At 56.8% G+C, this 22,178-nt stretch carries 21 protein-coding genes; 9 read left to right on the forward strand and 12 right to left on the reverse strand.

Annotation, left to right across the window (positions count from 1 at the left end; genetic code table 11):
• The first annotated feature begins 120 nt into the window (after positions 1-120).
• From mblB to LAB08_RS12245, 5 genes are all read left to right on the forward strand, one after another.
• A complete protein-coding gene (gene mblB, locus LAB08_RS12225) occupies positions 121-1,311 on the forward strand; it encodes an anti-phage 6A-MBL system MBL-fold protein (RefSeq protein ID WP_096511959.1) in 1,191 nt (396 codons plus the stop codon).
• The gene (cap2-3, locus tag LAB08_RS12230) at positions 1,308-3,548 is read left to right on the forward strand and encodes an anti-phage 6A-MBL system cap2_3 protein (RefSeq protein ID WP_096511958.1); all 2,241 of its coding nucleotides are present in this window, start codon (positions 1,308-1,310) and stop codon (positions 3,546-3,548) included. Before mblB ends, cap2-3 begins: the two co-directional genes overlap by 4 nt.
• Positions 3,545-4,606: a ComEC/Rec2 family competence protein gene (locus LAB08_RS12235; RefSeq protein ID WP_096511957.1), complete on the forward strand. Its 1,062-nt coding sequence runs from the start codon at positions 3,545-3,547 to the stop codon at positions 4,604-4,606. Before cap2-3 ends, LAB08_RS12235 begins: the two co-directional genes overlap by 4 nt.
• Positions 4,606-5,418, forward strand: coding sequence for a hypothetical protein (locus LAB08_RS12240; RefSeq protein ID WP_197706300.1), 813 nt, complete (start codon positions 4,606-4,608; stop codon positions 5,416-5,418). Before LAB08_RS12235 ends, LAB08_RS12240 begins: the two co-directional genes overlap by 1 nt.
• 110 nt (positions 5,419-5,528) lie before the next feature.
• Positions 5,529-6,017, forward strand: coding sequence for a hypothetical protein (locus LAB08_RS12245; protein WP_157755716.1), 489 nt, complete (start codon positions 5,529-5,531; stop codon positions 6,015-6,017).
• 471 nt (positions 6,018-6,488) lie between these two features.
• Here LAB08_RS12245 and LAB08_RS12250 read toward each other — a convergent pair whose 3' ends face one another.
• Genes LAB08_RS12250 through LAB08_RS12280 form a run of 7 tightly spaced genes read right to left on the reverse strand, consistent with a single transcriptional unit; the run spans position 6,489 to position 13,628 of the window.
• Positions 6,489-8,666, reverse strand: coding sequence for a malate synthase G (locus LAB08_RS12250; protein WP_096511956.1), 2,178 nt, complete (start codon positions 8,664-8,666; stop codon positions 6,489-6,491).
• 11 nt (positions 8,667-8,677) lie between these two features.
• Positions 8,678-9,079, reverse strand: a complete 402-nt coding sequence (locus LAB08_RS12255) for a heme-binding protein (protein WP_096511955.1) — start codon at positions 9,077-9,079, stop codon at positions 8,678-8,680.
• Positions 9,076-10,308 carry a glycolate oxidase subunit GlcF gene (gene glcF, locus LAB08_RS12260; RefSeq protein WP_096511954.1) on the reverse strand — a complete coding sequence of 411 codons (1,233 nt, stop codon included), beginning with the start codon at positions 10,306-10,308 and terminating at the stop codon, positions 9,076-9,078. Before glcF ends, LAB08_RS12255 begins: the two co-directional genes overlap by 4 nt.
• A 2-nt stretch (positions 10,309-10,310) precedes the next feature.
• On the reverse strand, positions 10,311-11,369 hold the full coding sequence (glcE, locus tag LAB08_RS12265; protein ID WP_096511953.1) for a glycolate oxidase subunit GlcE: 1,059 nt from the start codon (positions 11,367-11,369) through the stop codon (positions 10,311-10,313).
• Entirely contained in the window at positions 11,369-12,868 is a 1,500-nt protein-coding gene (gene glcD, locus LAB08_RS12270; protein ID WP_096511952.1) for a glycolate oxidase subunit GlcD, read from the reverse strand. Before glcD ends, glcE begins: the two co-directional genes overlap by 1 nt.
• Positions 12,865-13,317 carry a MaoC/PaaZ C-terminal domain-containing protein gene (locus LAB08_RS12275; protein WP_096511951.1) on the reverse strand — a complete coding sequence of 151 codons (453 nt, stop codon included), beginning with the start codon at positions 13,315-13,317 and terminating at the stop codon, positions 12,865-12,867. The genes glcD and LAB08_RS12275 overlap by 4 nt, the downstream gene beginning before the upstream one ends.
• 11 nt (positions 13,318-13,328) lie before the next feature.
• The gene (locus LAB08_RS12280) at positions 13,329-13,628 is read right to left on the reverse strand and encodes a hypothetical protein (protein WP_096511950.1); all 300 of its coding nucleotides are present in this window, start codon (positions 13,626-13,628) and stop codon (positions 13,329-13,331) included.
• Positions 13,629-13,811: 183 nt separating this feature from the next.
• Between LAB08_RS12280 and LAB08_RS12285 the strand changes: the two genes are divergently transcribed.
• From LAB08_RS12285 to LAB08_RS12295, 3 genes are read left to right on the forward strand one after another with little or no spacing between them, the layout of a single operon-like run.
• Entirely contained in the window at positions 13,812-14,561 is a 750-nt protein-coding gene (locus tag LAB08_RS12285) for an electron transfer flavoprotein subunit beta/FixA family protein (protein ID WP_096511949.1), read from the forward strand.
• Positions 14,562-15,491 carry an electron transfer flavoprotein subunit alpha/FixB family protein gene (locus LAB08_RS12290; protein WP_096511948.1) on the forward strand — a complete coding sequence of 310 codons (930 nt, stop codon included), beginning with the start codon at positions 14,562-14,564 and terminating at the stop codon, positions 15,489-15,491.
• A gap of 56 nt (positions 15,492-15,547) precedes the next feature.
• Positions 15,548-16,576, forward strand: coding sequence for an aldo/keto reductase (locus LAB08_RS12295; RefSeq protein ID WP_096511947.1), 1,029 nt, complete (start codon positions 15,548-15,550; stop codon positions 16,574-16,576).
• 41 nt (positions 16,577-16,617) lie between these two features.
• Here the strand turns inward: LAB08_RS12295 and LAB08_RS12300 are convergent, their stop codons facing one another.
• Positions 16,618-17,943 (reverse strand): amidohydrolase family protein, encoded by a 1,326-nt coding sequence (locus LAB08_RS12300; protein ID WP_096511946.1) that lies wholly within the window; start codon positions 17,941-17,943, stop codon positions 16,618-16,620.
• A 266-nt stretch (positions 17,944-18,209) separates the two neighbouring features.
• Here LAB08_RS12300 and LAB08_RS12305 point away from each other — a divergent pair, with 266 nt between their 5' ends.
• Complete coding sequence (locus LAB08_RS12305) at positions 18,210-19,067, forward strand: cache domain-containing protein (RefSeq protein ID WP_096511945.1); 858 nt, start codon at positions 18,210-18,212, stop codon at positions 19,065-19,067.
• 47 nt (positions 19,068-19,114) lie between these two features.
• On the opposite strand, the gene LAB08_RS12310 is transcribed toward LAB08_RS12305, so the two are convergent.
• Genes LAB08_RS12310 through LAB08_RS12325 form a run of 4 tightly spaced genes read right to left on the reverse strand, consistent with a single transcriptional unit; the run spans position 19,115 to position 22,142 of the window.
• Positions 19,115-20,377, reverse strand: a complete 1,263-nt coding sequence (locus LAB08_RS12310; protein WP_096511944.1) for an NAD(P)/FAD-dependent oxidoreductase — start codon at positions 20,375-20,377, stop codon at positions 19,115-19,117.
• Between the two features lie 26 nt (positions 20,378-20,403).
• A complete protein-coding gene (locus LAB08_RS12315; RefSeq protein WP_090468934.1) occupies positions 20,404-20,571 on the reverse strand; it encodes a rubredoxin in 168 nt (55 codons plus the stop codon).
• Positions 20,572-20,623: 52 nt separating this feature from the next.
• Entirely contained in the window at positions 20,624-21,643 is a 1,020-nt protein-coding gene (locus LAB08_RS12320; RefSeq protein WP_096511943.1) for a zinc-dependent alcohol dehydrogenase, read from the reverse strand.
• Positions 21,644-21,665: 22 nt separating this feature from the next.
• On the reverse strand, positions 21,666-22,142 hold the full coding sequence (locus LAB08_RS12325; RefSeq protein WP_096511942.1) for a MaoC family dehydratase: 477 nt from the start codon (positions 22,140-22,142) through the stop codon (positions 21,666-21,668).
• Between the last annotated feature and the right edge of the window lie 36 nt (positions 22,143-22,178).

Consider the following 22,178-nt stretch of genomic DNA (forward strand, 5'->3'; position numbering starts at 1 on the left):
CCAAGCGATTAATGGGTATAAAAAATATTCGCATAAAATGTAGACGGGTCGTTTTTCTATACGTATCTTAACTGACGTGAAGGTTTTCTCAAGCTCGCACTGCGACCCGGGGAGGGATCTATGGCAGCGAAGATCACGTTTTTCCAAGTCGGCAATGGTGACATGTCCCTGGTGCGGCTTGCTGACACACGGGTCACGACCATTCTCATTGACAGCAATATTCGCGCAGCGGCCGATGATTCGGACGACGAAACGCCTGACGTTGCGAGTGCGCTTCGCAAGCGGTTGCTCATTGACAAGGATCAGCGTCCGTTTGTGGATGCCTTTCTTCTGAGCCACCCGGACCAGGATCATTGCCGCGGGCTGAGCAAGCATTTCTGGCTGGGCAATCCCGCCAACTACCCTGACGATAATCTGGCCCAAGAGGACAAGCGCATCCTAATTCGGGAGCTCTGGTCGTCGCCGCTGATCTTCCGACGCCGCTCGTCCAGTCACACGTTGTGTGACGACGCAGCCGCTTTCGACAAGGAGGCTCGCCGTCGGGTCGAGTATTGGCGCAGTTATCGAAGCGCGGGAAGTGGCAACCGCATCCTCATCATGGGCGAGGATCTCAAGGGCAAAACGGATAGCCTCGGCCCCATCGTCATCAAGTCCGGCGAAAAATTCAGCCGCATTGATGGTGAGGACTATCCCGCATATTTCAAAGCGCACCTGCTGGCTCCTGCGCCGCATGATGATGACTCCGCTCTTGAAGAACAGCTCAGCAAGAACGAGTCCAGCGTTGTCATGAACATCGAAATCTCCCCATCGGCGTACGCCACGACTAAAACTCGGTTCTTGGTGGGCGGCGATGCGGCGGTGCTCATCTGGGAGCGCATGTGGGAACGCTTCGAGGCAACCCCCGAAACCCTTGAGTACGACTTGCTGCTCGCGCCACACCATTGCTCCTGGCGCACCCTGTCCTATGACAGCTGGTCAGAGAAGGGGGAAAAAGCCAAGCTCAACGAGGGCGCGCGCAATGCCCTCGGCCAAGCTCGCGACGGCGCCACCATCGTTGCGAGCAGCAAAGCGATTCTCGATGATGACATTGATCCACCGAACATCCGGGCGAAGCGGGAGTACAAGGACATCCTGGATGACGTGGATGGCTGGTTTGGCTGCACCGGGGATCTCAAAGACCAGGCCGTTCTTGAGTTCACCGTGGAGTCCAGCGGGAAGGTTAAGCTGGCCGCAGTGGCTGCTGCACTGGCTGGGGCCACGACTACTTCGGTCGCGGCGGCCGTGGTGCCCCGGGCCGGTAGCGGGAAATGATCGAGTATTTCGTGCTTGGCGAAGTGCTAGAGCCGTCTCGGCAGCATGAGCTTTACCCCGAGACGGCTGCACTGCTGAGAGCTTGTTGCGCGAGCCCCTACATTGAGGTCCGCGAGTTGCGATGTGAAGCGTCGAAAATGTCTCGCACGGAGTACATCATCATCAATGCGGGTGACGGCACCGTCGACTCCGGCAATCCAGCTGGGATTCGTCGGCAGGAACGCCTTGCCATAGGTATCAATCCCCAGTACCGCGTTCCGATTTTGGTTCATGCCTTACGCAAGGACTTTCCTGCGCTTTCACATCAGCACCCAAGAGCACCTGGGCGTCCGCGGACACTGTGTTTGTATGATGCCGACTGGGCGGCGGTACAGCTAAGTTGGACACCCGAGCGCTTCATTGCGCGGATGTTTTGGTGGCTGCGCGATTCAGCGCAGTTGAAGTTGCACCGGGATGATCAGCCGCTGGAGCAGCTTTTCTACATGAGTCCCTTTCAGCTGATTCTGCCTTCGAACTACGCTGAGTACGCGGCCGTTGGCGGAAAAACGCTGACCATCGGAAGGGTCGGAGGAAGTGATTCAGTCATCCTGCGTGCGGTGCCTTCATCACAGGCATCGCAATCCAAAGCTATACGGGTGGTCTCCATCGCAGTTCCGCCGGTGGACGCGACCACCGTGGTCGAATTGCCAGACACACTCGGGGCATTACAGGAACAGCTGGAGATATGGGGCAGTGACCTGTCAGAGCCACTTTACGACAGTGTGTTTGAAGCCATCTCTGAGGGAGTTTCACCTTCAGAGGGGATAGGCGAAGGCATCCTCATTCTCTTGTGGATTCCCCGTACTAGGCAGGGTGAGCCTGAACGGACGGACGTCTTGGGGTTCATGATGACCACCTCTCTGTTCGCCCTTGCTAAAGCATTTGACATGCTAGGTCTGCCCAATGTGCAAGGGCATTGCATGCGCATCGCACTGGTGGGTGGGCAGCGGGGAACTGCCTGGCGCTCTCTGGCGCCAGTGCCTGTTGAGGTACGCGCGGCGCTTACGACCAAGATGGCGCAAGACTTGTCAGCGGTGACGCCGGAAAGCGCTCAGTTCGATGGCGTCTTGGCCGGTGTAGGCGCACTTGGCAGTGCACTGTCAGACCTTTGGATTAGGCAACAATGGGGGCACTGGACATTCGTAGATCCAGATCGACTGATGCCGCATAACCTCAGTCGCCATGTAGCGTCCGACTGTGACATTGGCCTAGCTAAAGCCGATGTTATGCGAGACCTTGCATCCTGGATCTACCCCAATGAACCATCGCCAGTGGCTGTCGCAAAAAGCATCTTGTCACAGGACGAAGAGGTGCTCAGTGCTCTGTCACAAGCCCAGCTGGTTGTAGATGTGACGACGACCTTTCAGGTGCCCCGTGAGTTGGCTCGCACGGCCGACGCCCCACGTACGGCGAGCCTGTTTTTAACGCCATCGGGGCTTTCAAGCGTGATGATGCTCGAGGATCAGGCACGACAGCAGCGCGTCGACGGAATCGAAGGCCAATATTATCGGGCGATACTCAGCAGTGACTGGGGGCGGGAGCACCTAGCGAACCATTTCGGTGATCGATGGGTGGGCGGCGGCTGTCGGGACATTTCGGTGCGCCTGTCCAATGAGTGCATCCATGTTCACGCCGGCATTCTTTCGCGTCAGTTACGCCGGTCAGTGGCAAAGCCTGAAGCGCGTCTCTGCGTCTGGACTTATGAGGAGCAGTCAGGCGCGGTCGCCTCTCACGAGGTTTCTTTGTCCGAGGTTTGCACCACGACCTCGAACGGCTGGACCATCAAATACGATGCAGCGCTCATCGATAAGCTCAAGCAAGCACGCCTCATCGCGCTTCCCAATGAAATCGGTGGCTCCATCGTAGGGGTTACCGATTTGAAGGCCAGGACCCTCGTCATCGTTGACGTGCTGCCCACGCCACCCGATAGCCAATCCAGTCCCAGGCACTTCATCAGAGGTGAAGAGGGGCAGCAGGAGGCACTCGAAGAGGTACATCGTAGAACTGCCCGAGTGGTCGACTACCAAGGCGAGTGGCATTCACACCCAGATGGAGTTCCGGCACGCTCAAGTCAGGATGATCAAATTCTGCTGAATACGGTTCATCGCAAGATGAGTGTTGAGGGGTTGCCAGCATTGATGGTTATTGTCGCCAGAAACGAAATCTCCTTCATTGTTCGCTATAAGGACGCCGCATGATGAACTATGAGATCGATTTTTTGCCGGTGGGAGAAGGCTCCGGCGACGCAATCATCATCCGTTACGGTGATGACGTTAACGGCTATTACCTTCATGTAATCGATGGAGGGCGCACTGCGACGGCTGAGACCATCAGCACGCATATCAATACATTTTATCCGGGATATCACATCAGTCACATGGTGCTTTCGCACGCTGATGATGATCATGCGACTGGGCTGATTGGTGTGATGGAGCATCTTGAGGTCAAAAATCTTTGGATGAACAGGCCTTGGCTGTATGCCAATCAAATCCTCCATCACTTCCACGGTAATTTCACCCTGCAAGGATTGATCGACAACATCAAGGACAGGCATCCGTATTTGGTAGAGCTGGAGAGGCTTGCCGTCGAAAAGGGGACGTACATCCACGAGGTGTTTCAAGGTGCACAAATCGGCGCGTTTACCGTGCTAGCACCAACGAGAGAACGGTACGTCAATTCGATCCCCGATTTTGGCAAGTCACCCAACAGGTACACCGCCGAAGCGGCCGATTCACAAGAATACGGCTTACTGCGGTCTTTAATCGAAGGCGCAAAAAGGGTGCTGGAAAGCTGGGATATCGAAACGCTCGCGAGAAACACCGAGACGTCCGCGTCCAATGAAAGTTGCGTCGTGCAATATGCCGTACTCGAAGGCAAGGGCGTTCTGCTTACCGCTGACGTTGGTCCCATCGGGTTGGCGGAGGCTGCTGACTATGGAACTCAGCTTGGTCTCAGCAGGCCCAAGTTCGTGCAAGTGCCCCACCATGGAAGCAGGCATAATGTCACGCCTTCAGTTTTGGACCGGTGGCTTGGCCTCAAGCAACCACCAGGCAGCGTGGTCGGTACTGCTTTTTGCTCGGTCGGGTCAAATAAGCTCGACTACCCTCGAGCACAGGTGACGAACGCTTTCATGCGTAGGGGTTTCAAGGTCTACTCCACCCGCACTAAGTGGATTTCTCACTCCCACGGCTCCGGTCATCCCAATACAGTTCCGGCGGTGGCGGAGGAATTTACCAGCGAAGTGGAGAGTCTTTAATGGAGATTTTTAAGTTCTTCGACGCCTATTCTATTCGTGCAAGGTTGTTCCCAGCCATTATTGCAGCGGCGCCGGCACTCGCTGCGCTGGCACTCATGATTTCGTGGAAGACATTCGGACTTTCGAACATGATTGCGTCGCTGGGCCTACTTGTCATGCTATTCGCTATCGCGGATTTTTCACGTGCTCGCGGTCGCAAAATAGAATCAAAAATCTACGAAGAGCAAGGCGGTATTCCATCGATCGTCATGTTTCGCCGAAACGATCAGACCATTGATAGTCACTCGAAAGAGCGATATCGAGAGTTTCTCGCTGGAATGCTGAAGGTGGCAATGCCTAGTCCTGAAGAAGAGCACGAAAATCAGAGCGCTGCAGACGTGTTCTATGGTCAGTGCGGAGTGTGGCTTCGCCAAAATACTCGCAACTCGAAAGTCTTTCCGATCTTATTCGGAGAGAACGTCACATATGGCTTTCGCCGAAACCTGCTCGGTGTCAAACATTTTGCGTTGTTACTTAACGTTTTAGTGGTAGCAATTTGCATACTTATGCTTTGGCATATGTCATGGGATATTGAAGCCCCATTGGGTAGCAAAACTACGTTGGTTTTAATTGTAGCGGTAGCACACGCTGCATACATGATCTTTGCGGTAAATCGCAATGCAGTCTTTGACGCCTCGCGAGCTTATGGCCGTGAGCTGATTCTTAGCTGTGAGTCTTTTCTAGTACAGTCGAAGACTCCTGCCAGGAAGACGCCCGCACGCAAGAGCGTATCAAAGATAGAGAGTTCCTCCCCACCGCCTGGACAAACGTAATCGGAGGCTCCTACCTGACTTCGATGGGCAACTCTCTACGGACAATGGTTACTCGAGAAGAGATCAAACTCGCCTTCGGAGCGGGAAGTTTACTAAGGACCAAGTGAAAAATGATTTACACGGATTTGGATCGCACCGCGAAATATGATCAATTGGGTGTATGCCCCCGCCCACAAGAATGGCAGGCTCGGCACGGTCAATTCAGGATGTTTGAATCAATTCATCTGGGCCCTGAAGATTGGAACAGCCACCCACAGGTTGAAACGCTTATTCGAGAGCTTGAGCATGTGTTCTGTGCAGGTGCCTGGGTTGCGACAATCGTGATTGCGCAAGCTGTCGTGGAGGTAAGCTTGGCAGCTTTCAATAAGGGAGGACTAAAGTCACTGGATTTCCTCAACAAATATCAACTTAAAGCCAAGGCTGAATGGTTGCGAGATCAAAGGAATCCAATACTACACAGGCATTCAGGTCAGGGCGCTGCAGTACCACTTGATAAGCAATTACTTTTCCGAGAAACACTTCGTAGAGATGCAAAGAAAGCAGTTGCGTATGCTTTAGAAATATCGTTTTTACCTTCGCGTCATACAGATGCGCAGTAAGTTGACGAAAATAACGTGGGTATTCCCACAGCCGTTCTTAATCTATAACTCGTGGTTCAACGATTGACCTTTAGGCGATGACCTCTAGGCTGTGCAGCGCTGCCGGCACCCGAGATCCTTGAAAAATCGGGGGCGCATTCCTAGCTAACCAGGCTCACTGCGAGATGTGCGACTGCGCCTTGCGCCAGTAGGTACTCAAACATCAGGTAGGGATTAACTTTCAGGGAACGTTTTTGAATGATCTCTGACCGTCACGAAGGACCGATATTGGCTAAATCGTTCAGCGGTTCTCTCCCATGCTTCCTTACTAAACACGTTTAACCTAAGTCGTAGTGAAATATCAAAACGACGCTGGTAATGTCTTGGTTACGTTCGTCAAACCATTAAGGGATGGAGGCGAAAATAGAAGCCCTGGAGCCGCGAACCTCCAGGGCTTTGTTTTTCAACAAGGTAAGGGAATTCGGTCAACATTTATTTCTGTTGTTTAAATACGGCACGGAAGCGATGCAGAAGCGGCTCTGTATAACCACTCGGTTGGTGCAACCCTTCGAACACGAGCGCACAAGCCGCCTGGAATGCTACCGAGCCTTCGAAGTCGGAAGCTATCGGTCGATACAGCGGATCGCCAGCATTTTGCTGATCCACCACATGCGCCATGCGCTGCAGGATCTTCAGCGTCTGCTGTTGGTCAATCACACCATGACGCAGCCAGTTGGCGATGTGCTGGCTGGAGATACGGAGTGTGGCGCGGTCTTCCATCAGACCAACATCATGGATATCTGGCACTTTGGAGCAACCCACGCCTTGCTCGACCCAGCGCACCACATAACCAAGCAGACCCTGTGCGTTGTTTTCCACTTCTTCGCGGATTTGCTCCGCCGTCCATTTAGCGTCAACAGCAACTGGCACGGTCAGCAGGTCATTGAGCAGGTCGTCACTAACAGCTGCCAGGTCAATCCCCTCGAGCTCTTGTTGAATCGCCGCTACGTCGACGTTGTGGTAGTGCAAGGCGTGCAAAGTCGCAGCAGTTGGGGACGGCACCCAGGCAGTGTTCGCGCCTGCTTTCGGGTGCGCGATTTTCTGCTCGACCATGGCCGCCATCAAGTCGGGCATGGCCCACATGCCTTTACCGATCTGTGCCCGGCCGCGCAATCCGCAGTTCAAGCCGACTAGGACATTGTTGTACTCATAGGCCTGTATCCAGGCGCTGCTTTTCATGTCGCCTTTGCGCAGCATCGCGCCAGCTTCCATGGCGGTGTGCATCTCGTCGCCAGTGCGATCGAGAAACCCCGTATTGATAAAGGCGACACGTGACGCCGCCGCAGCAATGCAAGCCTTGAGATTGACGCTGGTGCGGCGCTCCTCGTCCATGATGCCCATCTTCAGCGTGTGCCGTTCCAGCTGCAACACGTCTTCGATACAGCTGAACAAGCGCTCGGCGAAGGCAACTTCGGCTGGCCCGTGCATTTTCGGTTTGACGATGTAGACGCTGCCGGTGCGCGAGTTGCCTTGGCGCTTTAGATCGTGCAGGGCGATCAGGCTGGTGACCATGCCGTCCAGAATGCCTTCGGGAATCTCCCGGTTATTCCCATAGAGTACGGCCGGGTTGGTCATCAAGTGTCCGACGTTGCGAATGAGCAGCAGGGCGCGGCCGTGCAGTTTGAAGGCAGTACCGTCGACGCCAGTGTATACACGGTCCGCGTTGAGTCGGCGGGTGACGGTTTTGCCGTTCTTCTCCAGCGTCTCTGAAAGATCGCCCTTCATCAGGCCCAGCCAGTTGCGATATACCCGTACCTTGTCGTCGGCATCGACGGCCGCGACGGAGTCTTCGCAGTCGATGATGGTCGACAAAGCCGATTCGATCAGCAGGTCTTTCACCGAAGCGGCGTCGCTACGCCCGATCGGGCTCGTCGGATCGATCTGGATCTCGATGTGCAAGCCATTGTTGCGCAAAACGACGGCCGTCGGTGCGGTGGCCGTACCTTGGTAACCCACCAATTTTTCGGGCTGACGTAGCGTGGTGTGCTGATCGCCTTTGAGCATGACAGCCAACGCACCACCTAAGATGCGGTACGAAGTGGCGTCGGCGTGTGAACCTGATTGCAATGGCAAGGCTTCATCCAGGAAGGCTTTAGCAAAGGCCACCACTTTGGCGCCACGCACCGGGTTGTATCCCATGCCGGATTCGGCACCGTTGTCGCTGCTGATCACGTCACTGCCGTACAGGGCGTCATACAAGGAGCCCCAACGCGCATTGGCTGCGTTCAAGGCGTACCGTGCGTTGATGGCGGGCACGACCAGCTGCGGCCCTGCCTGTTGGCTGATTTCGCGATCAACTTTGGTGGTGCTGGCCTGTACTTGCGCAGGTTGTGGTTGCAGGTAGCCGATTGAGGACAGGAACGCGCGATACGCCGGCATATCGGTGATGGGGCCTGGATTGGCTTTATGCCAGATGTCCAATTCCAGCTGCAAACGCTCACGTTCAGCTAATAAGGCGCGGTTGACCGGTGCCAGTTCCAGGACCAGGTCGGAGAATCCGCTCCAAAAGGTGTCCGCGTCGACGCCGGTACCGGGTAGGACTTCTTCGTCGATAAATGCCAGCAGGGCAGGCGCGACCTGCAGTCCGTGAATTTTTTCGTAATCAGTCATGGGGTCTTCTCTCAATTCAAGGCTCGGACGCCGGCTGCGGCAATCTGTGCATCCTGGTCGGCCTTGACGCCGGAAACACCGACCGCGCCCACGACCTGACCCTCGACAACAATGGGTACGCCACCTTCGAGGGACGTCACCAGCGGCGCCGAGAGGAATGCGCTACGCCCACCGTTGACCATCTCTTCATAGCCTTTCGACTCGCGTCGACCGAGGGCCGAAGTCCGGGCCTTTTCCGTGGCGATGTAGGCACCGATAGGCGCGCAACCGTCCAGGCGCTCAAGGGCCAACGGATGACCGCCATCATCCACTACGGCAATGCAGACATTCCATTGGTTGAGCTGGGCTTCGCTGCGCGCGGCAGCGAGGATCAGGCCGACTTCGTTCTGGCTCAATACGGCTTTGCTGTTCATGGGTTTTCCTGTGAGTGAATGGCATCTTCCACCACTTCGATCCAGTGCCGTACCGGGGTGCGGCCGGCACTGTCGAGGTGGGTTTGGCAGCCGATGTTGGCGGTGGCAATAACGGCGGGTGAGCCGCTCTCCAGCGCCTTCATCTTGTTGTCGCGCAGCTGACGCGAAAGCGTGGGTTGAGTGATTGAGTAGGTACCCGCAGAGCCGCAGCAAAGATGGCTGTCGGGCACGGCGGTGAGATGAAATCCCAGGCGAGTCAGAACGCTTTCGACCGCGCCGCCGAGCTTGAGGGCATGTTGCAGTGTGCACGGACAATGGAAGGCCAGGCGTTGCTCGCTGCGAACGCCAAGTTGTTCCAAAGGCTCCGCTTGCAGGACCTCGACCAGATCCTTGCTCATGGCACTGATCCGGGCGGCCTTTTGGGCATACGCCGGGTCATGCTTGAGCAGATGGCCATATTCCTTGACGAAAGCACCGCAGCCGCTGGCGGTTTGCACGATCGCCTCGGCACCACTTTCGATAGCCGGCCACCAGGCGTCGATATTGCGCCGGGCTCGCTCCAGGCCCGCTTGCTGGGCGTCGAGGTGGTAGTCAACCGCGCCGCAGCATCCAGCCTGGCTGATCGGCGTGATGCTGATGCCCAAGCGATCCAGCACCCGCGCGGTGGCAGCATTGGTGTTCGGGGACAAGCTTGGCTGCACGCAGCCTTCGAGCATTAACATCGTTCGTGCGAGCGTTCGCGTCGGCCGGTTTTTCGCTTGAATGATGTGTCGAGGCAGTTTCAGCCGTACGGTTTGCGGTAGCACGGGGCGCAAGCTTTTGCCGATTTTCAGTAAGGGCTTGAACAGGAGTGGGTTGGGCAACAAGGACCGTAAGCCTTGGCGCAACATGCGCTGACCCGTGCTGCGCGGCACTGCCTGATCAACCACGGCGCGACCAATGTCCAGCAAGTTGTGATAGTTCACGCCGGATGGGCAGGTGGTTTCACAGTTTCTGCACGATAGACAGCGGTCCAGATGTTGTTGCGTCTTGGCCGTGACTTCGTTGCCTTCCAGCACTTGCTTGATCAGGTAGATGCGCCCGCGCGGGCCATCCAGTTCATCACCCAACAGTTGGTAGGTCGGGCAGGTGGCATTGCAGAAACCGCAATGTACGCAACTGCGCAAGATGCTTTCGGCTTCTTCGGCGCGCTCCAGGCGCTGGGCTTTTTCGCTCAAGGTGGTTTGCATGATCAGATCTCTGCGTACATTCGGCCTGGATTGAAAATCCCTTGTGGGTCCAGTTGTGACTTGAGCGATTGCTGGTAGCGCAGCAGCGGTGCCGCCAGTGGCTGGAAGGGCTGCTCGGCATTTGCATGGCAGGTGGCATGTCCTCCAGCTTGACTGGCAATGGCGCGGATGGTCTCGGCGTTGGCGCTGGATTTCAGCCAGCGCTGGGCACCGCCCCAATCGATCAATTGCTCGCCTGGCAGGCTCAAAGGGCCGGTGTGGGTCGGCAGTGACAGGCGCCAGAGCGGGCGGTCATCGGCAAAAAATGCCAGGCGCTGGGCGTTCAGTTCGCTCCAGTAACCGGCGTCGAGCAGTTCGCCGCCCAAACGATCATGCGCCGCCGTTACCGAGCCTTCGCCGCCCTCCAGACGCAGATTCAAGCGTTGTCCGTCATGACTGGCCGCGCTGATGGGGATGGGTTGCTGCCCCCACTGCGCCAGTTTCAGCAGGGCCTGCTCGGTGCTCATTTCCAGGGTGATACTGAGGCTGTGTCGCGGCTTTGGCAGGACCTTGAGGGACACTTCGGTCAGCAGCCCCAGGCAGCCAAAACTGCCTGCCATCAAGCGCGACAAATCGTAGCCCGCCACGTTCTTCATCACTTCGCCACCAAAGCGCAGATGCTTGCCATGACCGGTAATGACACGGGTTCCCAGCACGTAGTCGCGAACCGAGCCGGCCCACGGTCTGCGTGGCCCCGACAGGCCTGCGGCGACCATGCCGCCAAGGGTGGCACCGTCATCGCTGTGCGGTGGTTCGCACGGCAGCATTTGCCCGGCGGCGTCCAGTGTTGCGTTCAATTCGGCCAACGGCGTGCCGGCGCGTGCCGTGATTACCAGTTCCGTAGGGTCGTAGGTCACAATGCCGCGGTGGGCGCGAGTATCGAGCAATTGACCGCTAACATCGCGACCCAGATGAGCTTTGCTGTTGCCTCCCTGAATGCGCAATGGAACATGGCTGCGCAGGGCATGCTCAACCTGTTGCAAAAGCGCTGCGCCAGCGTCGTTGGAATGTTGGCCAGGCATTAGAAACGCTCCAGTTCAGGGAAGGGTAACTGCCCCATGTGCACATGCATGGCGCCGAACTCGGCGCATCGATGCAAGGTGGGAATGTTCTTTCCGGGGTTGAGCAGGCCGCTGGGGTCGAAGGCCGCCTTGACCGCGTGGAACAGAGTCAATTCGTCACCGCTGAACTGTGCGCACATCTGGTTGATTTTCTCCCGGCCCACACCGTGTTCGCCGGTGATGCTGCCACCGACCTTCACGCACAGTTCGAGGATCTTGCCGCCCAGGGCTTCGGCGCGATCCAGTTCTCCGGGCGTGTTGGCATCGAACAGAATCAGCGGATGCATGTTGCCGTCGCCGGCGTGGAAGACGTTGGCGACGCGCAAATTGTATTCGGCGGACAACTCGGCGATTGCCCGCAGAACACCGGGCAGTTCGCGGCGCGGGATGGTGCCATCCATGCAGTAATAATCCGGCGAGAGGCGCCCGACAGCGGGAAAGGCATTCTTGCGTCCGGCCCAAAAGCGCACGCGTTCGGCTTCGTCTTTGGCCTGGCGCACTTCGGTGGCACCGGCTTGCTCCAGCACTCGTCGGACGCGCTCGCAGTCGTCGTCGACATCGGCCTCGACGCCGTCAAGTTCGCACAGCAGGATGGCTTCGGCGTCGACTGGATAACCGGCGTGGATGAAGTCCTCGGCGGCGCGAATGGCCAAGTTATCCATCATCTCAAGGCCACCGGGGATGATGCCGGCAGCAATGATATCGCCGACTGCACGACCGGCTTTTTCCACGGAGTCAAATGCTGCCAGCAACACCTTGGCTGATTGTGGTTTGGGTAGCAGCTTGACGGTCACCTCCGTGATCACCCCGAGCATGCCTTCGGAGCCGGTGAACAGTGCCAGCAGATCAAAACCTGGCGAGTCGAGGGCATTGCAGCCCAGGGTCAGGCGTTCGCCGTCCACCGTGAGCATTTCCACTTTCAGCAGGTTGTGCACGGTCAGGCCATATTTCAGGCAGTGCACACCGCCAGCGTTTTCCGCGACGTTGCCGCCGATGGAACAGGCGATTTGCGAGGAGGGGTCTGGGGCGTAATACAAACCATGGGGTGCGGCGGCCTGAGAGATCGCCAGGTTGCGCACTCCCGGCTGGACGCGGGCAAACCGCCCAGCGGGATCGATTTCAAGAATTTTGTTGAAGCGTGCCATTACCAGCAGCACGCCTTTTTCCAGTGGCAGTGCACCGCCCGACAGGCCTGTGCCGGCTCCGCGAGGAACCACCGGAACACGCTGCTGATGGCAGATCTTCAGCAGTTTTTCGACCTGCTCGATTTCGCGAGGCAACACCACCAGCATGGGTGTGGTGCGGTAGGCGGATAAACCGTCGCACTCATAGGGTTTGAGCTCTTCCTGGCAGTGCAGGATTTCCAGGTCGGGCATTTGCTCACGCAATGCCTGCAAAAGCGCGTGTTTATCGGTGGCGGGGAGAACCCCATCAACGCGTTCGTCGTAAAGGATATTCATATTGGGGCAGACAACCCTTTCTTATTGTTGTGACCGGCCAACGACGAAACAACCCCGCAGGCTTCGGCGTCCATTACTGTCACTCCCGCTTCGTTGGTCATCGTGATTTTGGCGATTGCACGGCCTTGATTGCTCAAAGTCTTGATGACCCAGTGGCAGGTGATCATGTCCCCGGTATAGGCCGGCTGCGTGAAGTGGAAGGTGATGCGGTCACCTACCCAGCCAATTTTCCTGCCGATTTCGGTGACCAGGCTGGCCGTCAACAACTCATGGGAAACACGTGCTTTAAAAACAGCGGCCTCGGCACAACACACATCGAAAAATGCAGGTTGATAGTCCCGAGAAAATCTCGTGAAAAGCTGGATGTCTTCAAGGTTAAAGCGGCGGGAAGCTGTGAAGCTGTCCCCAGCCTGAAGCTCCTCCGAGGCACGCTGTCTGAAGCGAGGCATTGGAAAATCCCTTACATGAGTTCGGCATCGTCCGGCGATTGCTCCAGCATCTCGCTGGCCCGTTGCTTTCCAATGATTGGGCAGTAGATTTCGCCAGAGATAATTGCCTGGAGATAACTCTTTTTCAGCTTCATGGCTTTCGTTTCACTCGAAACCTTATTGGCAAACAGGTCGACCAGCACAGCCTCTTCAAATGCTGGTGGGTTCTGAAGCAGCTCAATCAGGCCATTTGTTTGCTCTGCATTCAGGAATCTCGGTGCCATGCCTGCTTTTTCACAGGCCATCAAATATTGTTGATAGGCGTAAAGCATGGGGTGTACCTCCAGGATTCAGTCGAAGGGTGACGTTCATACTATAGCTGGCTTTTTATCAAAAAAATAACAAAATGTCAGTTATTGGCGCCTTAGATGTTGACATTTTTTCAGGCGGGAACAAGAGTGGAGTGCAGGTCATTTCGGCCTTTTTTTCCTGTTATCGCCAAATAGAGAATGCACATGAAAATCCTGGTCCCTCTCAAACGAGTGGTCGATTACAACGTCAAGGTTCGCGTCAAAGCGGACAATTCCGGCGTCGACCTCGCCAACGTCAAGATGTCGATGAACCCATTCTGCGAAATCGCAGTGGAAGAAGCCGTACGCCTTAAAGAGAAGGGCGTCGCGACTGAAGTCGTCGTCGTTTCCGTAGGCCCGTCCGCCGCTCAGGAGCAGCTGCGCACCGCGCTGGCTCTGGGTGCCGACCGCGCAATCCTCGTTGAATCCGCCGAAGAGCTGACGTCCCTGGCCGTGGCCAAACTGTTGAAAGCCGTTGTCGACAAGGAACAGCCCCGGCTGGTGATCCTTGGCAAGCAGGCCATCGACAGCGACAACAACCAGACTGGCCAGATGCTCGCGGCACTGAGCGGCTACGGTCAGGGCACGTTCGCTTCGAAAGTCGAAATCAGCGGCGACAGCGTTACCGTGACCCGCGAAATCGACGGCGGCGCGCAGACCGTTTCCCTGAAACTGCCGGCCATCGTCACCACCGACCTGCGTTTGAACGAGCCGCGTTATGCGTCTCTGCCAAACATCATGAAAGCCAAGAAGAAGCCTCTCGAGACGCTGACTCCGGACGCTTTGGGCGTTTCCACCGCCTCCACCAACAAGATCGTGAAAGTCGAAGCGCCGGCTTCCCGTAGTGCCGGCATCATGGTCAAGTCGGTGGCTGAGCTGGTCGAGAAACTGAAAAACGAAGCGAAGGTGATCTAAATGACAATTCTGGTTATTGCCGAGCACGACAACAAAGTGCTGGCTCCGGCCACGCTGAATACCGTTGCCGCCGCTGCCAAAATCGGCGGCGACATCCACGTTCTGGTTGCAGGTCAGGGCGCTGGCGCCGTGGCTGAAGCCGCTGCACAAGTGGCTGGCGTGGCGAAAGTGTTGGTGGCCGATAACGCCGCTTACGCTCACCAGCTGCCGGAAAACGTTGCCCCTCTGGTATCCGAGTTGGGCAAGGGCTACAGCCACATCCTGGCTGCCGCTACTTCCAACGGCAAAAACATCCTGCCGCGCGTTGCCGCTGCATTGGACGTTGACCAGATCTCCGAGATCATCTCGGTAGAAAGCGCTGACACCTTCAAGCGTCCGATCTACGCCGGTAACGCCATCGCTACCGTTCAGTCGAACGCTGCGGTCAAGGTGATCACCGTGCGTGCCACCGGTTTCGACCCGGTTGCCGCGACCGGTGGTTCGGCCGCTGTTGAAGCCGTTGCTGCTGCACGCGACGCTGGCATCTCCAGCTTCGTTGGCGAAGAATTGGCCAAGTCCGATCGTCCTGAACTGACCGCTGCCAAGATCGTCGTTTCTGGCGGCCGTGGCATGCAGAACGGTGACAACTTCAAACACCTGTACGCCCTGGCCGACAAGCTGGGCGCTGGCGTGGGTGCTTCGCGCGCTGCGGTCGATGCAGGCTTCGTACCCAACGACATGCAGGTCGGTCAGACCGGCAAGATCGTTGCGCCTCAGCTGTACATCGCCGTCGGTATCTCCGGCGCGATCCAGCACCTGGCCGGCATGAAAGACTCCAAAGTGATCGTTGCGATCAACAAGGACGAAGAAGCGCCGATCTTCCAGGTGGCCGATTACGGCCTGGTGGCAGATCTGTTCGAAGCTGTGCCGGAATTTGAACAGCTGGTCTGATCCACTTGCAGCGAGGCGGGCGTCAGCTCGCCTTGCTGACCGTTGAAGGAGGCATCATGCGTTACAAGCTTTTGGGAAGATCCGGTCTGCGGGTGTCGGAGCTGTGCCTGGGTACCATGACATTCGGCAACCAAGGATGGGGCACGGAGGAAGTCGAAGCGGCGAGGCTTTATTCGCACTATCGCGATCAAGGCGGCAACTTCCTTGATACCGCCAATGAAATCTATGCAGGCGGTGCCAGCGAAGAGATGCTGGGGCGATTGTTGCAGGGCCATCGCGATCAAATGGTGGTAACCACCAAATATTCCCTGGCACTTCCGGGTGGCCAGGACATCAACGCCGGCGGCAATCATCGTAAAAGCCTGCACCGCTCGGTCGAAGCAAGCTTGCGACGACTGGGTACCGACTATATCGATTTGCTCTGGGTTCACGCTTGGGACGCATTGACGCCGATCGAGGAAATGCTGCGAGCTCTGGATGACCTGGTCAGACAGGGCAAGGTGCTTTACCTCGGTATTTCCAACACCCCCGCCTGGGTTGTGGCTAAATGCAATACATTGGCGCGTGCCAACGGCTGGACACCCTTTATCGCCATGCAGGCCGAGTACAACTTGCTCGAGCGTTCGATCGAACATGAAGTGTTGCCGATGTGCCGCAGCGAAGGGTTGAGTCTGGCTGCCTGGTCTCCATTGGCGAGCGGGATCCTAAGCGGCAAGTACAGCACCGAAGTAGCGGGGGGCGAGAGAAAGCGTCTGGATGTCGCGGCAATGAAATCACTGGATGAGCGCGGGCTGGTCATGGCCGAGGCCGTAGGCAAAATCGCCAGGAAAATTGACAGGACTCCTGCGCAAGTTGCCTTGAACTGGTTGCGTGCACAACCGGATGTCATTCCGCTGTTGGGCGTGAGGACGCATGCTCAGTTAGTGGACAATATGGGGTGTCTTGAGTTTGATCTGGACTCGGCGTGTCTGGCCGAACTGGGTGCGTCAGGCAAGCCGGCTGCCCATTACCCTTACGATTATTTAAACAAGTATCAAAACCTGATCAACGCAGGTTTTCATTCGCAGATCGATGTCGATCATTGAGTTGGATGCCCCTCACGGCTTAGCCGTGAGGGTTTTTTGCTTCACGCTTCGATTTTGCCGTCTTCCTTGGATACCTGGGTGAACATCTTGATGATGTCGCCCGAGGTCACACAGCGACGGGTTTCGCCTTCAGCCAGCGGCGCCGGGCCACCGAACGATTGCGGACGGGTGTCAATGTGGGTTGCCTGAGCGCGCAGCGCGCCCGCGGTGCAATTATTGCGACCTCCCATCAGGCTGAACGCATCGAAGTTGTAGAGACGCATGGCGTTGCCATGGGTGATCTTGTCGATGGTGCTGGCCGGCAGGTGGGAGACTGTTTCGATCAGGCGATCGGGGCACTCTGGCCAGACGGTATCGGAGTGCGGGTAATCGCACTCGTAGGCCACGTTGTCTTCGCCGATGTCTTCGAGGTTCTTCAGGCCGAACTTGTCATCGATAAAGCATGTGAGGAAATGCTCGCGGAACACTTCGCTTGGCTTCTTGCCACCGAAATCGGCATAGGTCCAGGCGCGGTGGTGGTCGTGCACGAAGTCTGCGCGCTCCAGGAAGTATGGAATCCAGCCAATGCCGCCTTCGGACAAGGCGATCTTCAGGTCCGGATAACGCTGCAAGGCCTTGAGGTGGAGCCAGTCGGCCGCCGAATTGACGATGGAAATCGGCATGGTGATGATCCATGCGTCGATCGGAGTGTCCATTGAGGCATGCGGAGCCTGGGCGCCGGAACCGATATGAATATTGATGACGACCTTGTTTTCCGCGCAGACCTTCCACAGTGGCTCCCAGTGGGCGTCATGCAGGCTCGGCTGGCCTTTGAGGGACGGGTTGTCGGTGAAGCTGATGGCGTGGCAGCCCTTGGCAACCACACGCTTGATTTCCTCGACGGTAGCGTTGATGTCCCAGTACGGAACAATGGCATTGGGAATGTTGCGTCCCGGGAAGCTGCCGCACCATTCGTCGATATGCCAGTCGTTGTAGGCCTTGAGCAGGGTCAACGCGTTTTTCTTGTTATCGAACTGGTGGAACAGACTGCCATCGAAGGTCACGACGCTAGGGAAGTTCAACGAAGCCAGCAGGCCGTTGGCGTTCATGTCATCGATGCGCGCCTTGATATCCCATGCGCCTCTGCGCATTTGCTCGAATGAAATGGGCTCGCAGCCATATTCTTCGCGGTTGCGCCCGACCACGGCATTCAATCCGATATTGCCAGCGCGACGGCCTTCGAAGAGCCAGTAGTCCGCACCATTCTTGTCTTTGAGCACTTTGGGAGCGAAGGCTTTTTGCTCCACTGTCAGGTGCTGATCGAACATGGTGGGAGGCTCTACGATGTGGTCGTCAACGCTAATCAGGATCAAGTCATCGACTTTCATTGGCTGCTGTCTCCATTTCGTATGCTGCCGCTGGCCAGGCAGGGCCAGCATCACGGGCTGCTTCAGGTTTTTGTTTTTAGCTGGGAGAACATTAAGGCTTTTGCCGTGTCTCGGCAAGCAATAACCGACACATTGTTAGTTAATGACTTTATCGCTGACAAGCTGCACCACCGTGCATCATGGAAGTTGAATGGCTGCCCAGGGCAAATGATACTATGTCAGTTAATTTGTAACTTTATCTAACGGTGCAGGTGCAGGTGCAGGGCATGAAACTGTTTCAAGGGGCGGGCAGGTGGGTAGCGTGCTGGATATTTCTGCTGATAACCGTTCAGGCCGGGGCCGCAGAGCCTCAGGACGATGGTCAGGGGGCAAGGGCTCTGCTTGAGCGTGCAGTTCTTTATTATCAGGAGCATCACGAAAGTGCCATGGCGGCTTTCAGTCGCCAGGGGGATTTTGTTGATAACAACTGTTATGTGCTGGTGCTCAATACCAGTGGCGTAATGCTGGCAAGTGGCGGTCCGTCCAGTTATCTGATCGGGAAGAACGTCGGTGAGGTCTTGCCAAAAGAATTGAAGACGGCTTTCTCCGAGGCCCTGCGGACCGAGTCAGGCCAGGGCGTGCGGAAGGCTCAATACCACTGGAAAAACTGGAGTGGCGACCGCGACGAGAACAAGGTCGTCTACTACCGTCGCGTCGATGACAAACTCTTCGCCGTGGGCTACTTCATTTCACGGGAGTCTGCGGAAAATGCCCGGTTGATGCTCGACAAGGTTGCGGATGCCATCGCATCCAACCCTGCTTCCACGCTTGATGCCATCAATCAGGCGAACCCGGCGTTTCGTCAGGATGATCTGTACCCTTACGTGATTGATCTGAACAGTCGGCGCTTTGTTGCTCATGGCCTCAATAAGCGTTTGCTGGGCGTGGATTTCAGTACCCTCAAGGACGCCCATGGTCAGCCATTAGGGGCACCCATTCTGCGCATATCTCAGCGCAAGGGGACAGGAGAGTATCAATACCTTTGGACAAATCCATTGACCAACCGGGTCGAGAACAAGCATGCGTTTTTCCGCCGGGTAGGTTCGTATCTGGTCGCTGTCGGTTACTACCAGGACAAGCCGTAAGGTGTGAGAGAGCGGCGCCGGATAACCGGCGCTGCGGCCTGCATTACTCAGGCGGGGGTAGTCATTTGAGCGAGGATGTCCTTGAGTGACATTGAATCGTCGACAAGGCTTGGGATGTCGGGTTTTTGTCGTCCCTGAACGAGCTTCTTGATCAAGGCGAATTCCGATTGGCGATTGATGCAGTCTGCGGCAATCACCATGCCCTCGCGCAGGTAGAACACAACAAACGAACGCAAAGCCGGTGAGCCGCGCAGGCAGGTCTGGTCGTGACCCTGTGACAAGCCGACAGTTTGCAGTTTCAGGTCGTACTGATCGGACCAGAACCAAGGTACCGAACGATAGGGCAAGGGCTTGGCGCAGATCGCCAGTGCCGCCGTCCGGGCTTGCTCAACGGCATTAGGAATAGACTCCAGGCGCAGCCGGCGACCGTAGAGCTCGCTTGGATGACTGCAGCAATCACCAATGGCATGAATGAATGGGTCGCTGGTGTAAGTGTACTCATCGACCACAATGCCATTGTCGATTTCTAGTCCCGCTTGCTCGGCCAGCTCGGTATTGGCAATGGCACCGATCCCAACCAAAACCAGGTCGGCGGGGAACACACTGCCATCGCTGAGTTGAACCGATTCAACCCGTTCACCCGTGGTGTCGAGATTCAAACGATCGAGTTGGGCATTGAGGTGCAGTTTTGCCCCTTCAGCCTGATGAACGTGCTGATAGAAACTGGAGACATCCGGGGCTGTTACACGTGCCAGAAGCCGGTCCATGCTTTCTATCAAACTGACCTTGAGCCCTCGCTTGAGCGCCACGGCAGCGACCTCCAGGCCAATGTAACCTCCACCAATGATGACCAGGCGTTTGCCTTCGAGCATTTGCTCGCGCATCTGCTGCGCATGAGCGAGGGTGCGCAAATAATGCACGTTTGCCAGGGGGCGCTCTGAGTCCAGGATGGCAAGTTGTCTCGGCCGGCTGCCGGTGGCGAGAATCAAATGGCTGTAGCCCAGGCTGCTGCCATCGGACAATTCAATGGTCTTTTGTGCGGCGTTCAGGCTCACCACCTGAACGCCGAGACGCGTCTCGATGTTGGCCTTTTCATAAGCATCGGCGGGACGAATGAGCAAGGCCTGATCATCGACCGTACCGGCCAGAAAGCCTTTGGACAGGGGAGGGCGCTGATAGGGCAGGCTGACTTCATTGCCAATCAGAACGACGCGCCCGGTGTAACCGTTCTGGCGCAGCGAAATGGCCGCTTCGCAGCCGGCATGGCCGCTGCCGACAATCAGGGTGCAGCTGGATTCAGGTTGGCTCATTTACAGTCTCCCGGCGACGGCCTGTTTCAGGCGATTTCCAGCATGGCGAAGTCTTCTTTGGTGGCGCCGCATTCCGGGCAAATCCAGTCTTCGGAGACATCTTCCCAACGCGTGCCGGCGGGAATGCCCTCGGCCGGCGCGCCGAGTGCTTCGTCGTAGATGTAACTGCAAAAAAAACATTGCCACTTTTTCATGATCGTCGTGCACCTTCTTAACGCGTGGAAATGGAGAGTCGTCGTTTAAGTGTCACGCCACCCTGACGACGACTTTGGCGGACAGTTCGGGGACCTGGGCCATGGCAAAGGCTTCGGCGAACTGAGCGAAATCGAACGAGTGGCTGAGCATTGGGGTGATATCGAGCTGTGAATCGCTGAGCATCTCGATGACTTCCGGAAATTCATCGGGATAGGAGAGGGAGCCGATCAGTACGAGCTCCTTGATCATCACCTGGATCATGTTCAGTTGAACCGGCTTCTTGTGCGTCGCCAGTACCACGATCCGTGATTTTTCCCCGGCCATGTCCACCATTTGCTCCAGCAGCGGGCCATGCCCGGCACAGTCGATGTACAACGAGGCATCGACTACGGGTAGCCCAGTGAGCTTGGCGGTTCGCATGCCCAGGTATTCCTGGAGTGTTGATTGCAAATCGGCACGACCGGGGTTGATGACATGGTCCGCTCCCAGTTGACGGGCGCGCTCCAGTCGCTCGTCGGTTAAGTCCACGGCAACCACTTTGGCCACTCCGCGGTACTTCAATGCGGCTATTACACCTAGGCCAATCGGGCCTGCCCCAAAGACAACGGCACGATCTTGAGTGTTGACGCCAGCCTGGTTCAGGCCATGCATGCCCACAGCAATGGGTTCGGTCAGTACGGCACGCTGGAAGTCCAGCGAGTCGGTCAAGGGGAACAGCGTTTCGCCCAGTCGTGCATTTCGCACCAGCAAGTACTCGGCAAAGCCGCCGTGGTCAGGGTCCCCTGTACCAATGCGGCTCGAGCCCTTCATGGGGTCTACCACCACTCGCAGGCCTGGCTGGATATTTTGCACATCACTGCCGACGGCGTGAATGGTGCCAACCAGCTCATGTCCCAGCGGTAAGGGCTGACCACCCGGTCGACCAATGTAACCGTCGCGGGCAAAGCCAAGATCGCTACCGCAGATGCCAAACATAGCGACCTTTACAATCACATCGAGCGGACCGGCCTCAGGCATCGGCACGTCGACGACTCGCAGATCTTGAATGCCATACAAGCGTACTTGTTTCATCGGGTGGCCTCGTTGAGTGGGTTCAGCCGGCCAGATTGGCGCGGCCCTTTACCAGGCGCAGCGGCGTATACACCATCACTACGGTGCCGTCCTGTTTGACTACTTGGTTGCGGGTGCGCACCAGCCCCATGCCAGGCTTGCCTTTACTTGCCCTGGATTCAATGACTTCGACCTCAACATGCAGAGTGTCGCCGGCAAAGGTCGGCCCTTTGATATCCAGCTCCGTGTGCAGAAAAGCCACGCCAACACCTTGCAGGGCGGTCTGGAAAAGAAGCCCCTCCGCGAAGCAGAACACTTGCCCACCCGGTACCAGGCGGCCATTGAATCCGGCCTCCTTGAGGAACTCGACGTTGGTGAACAACACTTCGAGCATCCCGGTCGCAGAAATGAAGTTGACAATGTCGGCCTCGGTCACGGTACGCCCGAGTGTTTTGAAAGTGCGCCCTACCGGGAGGTCTTCCCAGGGAAAGCCAATGCCAATGGTTTCTGGTTCGCTCATCTTGTTATCTCGTGTCTGGTTGCAAAGTCGGGAACG

It is taken from the genome of Pseudomonas izuensis, assembly GCF_002356535.2.
Lineage (GTDB): Bacteria > Pseudomonadota > Gammaproteobacteria > Pseudomonadales > Pseudomonadaceae > Aquipseudomonas > Aquipseudomonas izuensis.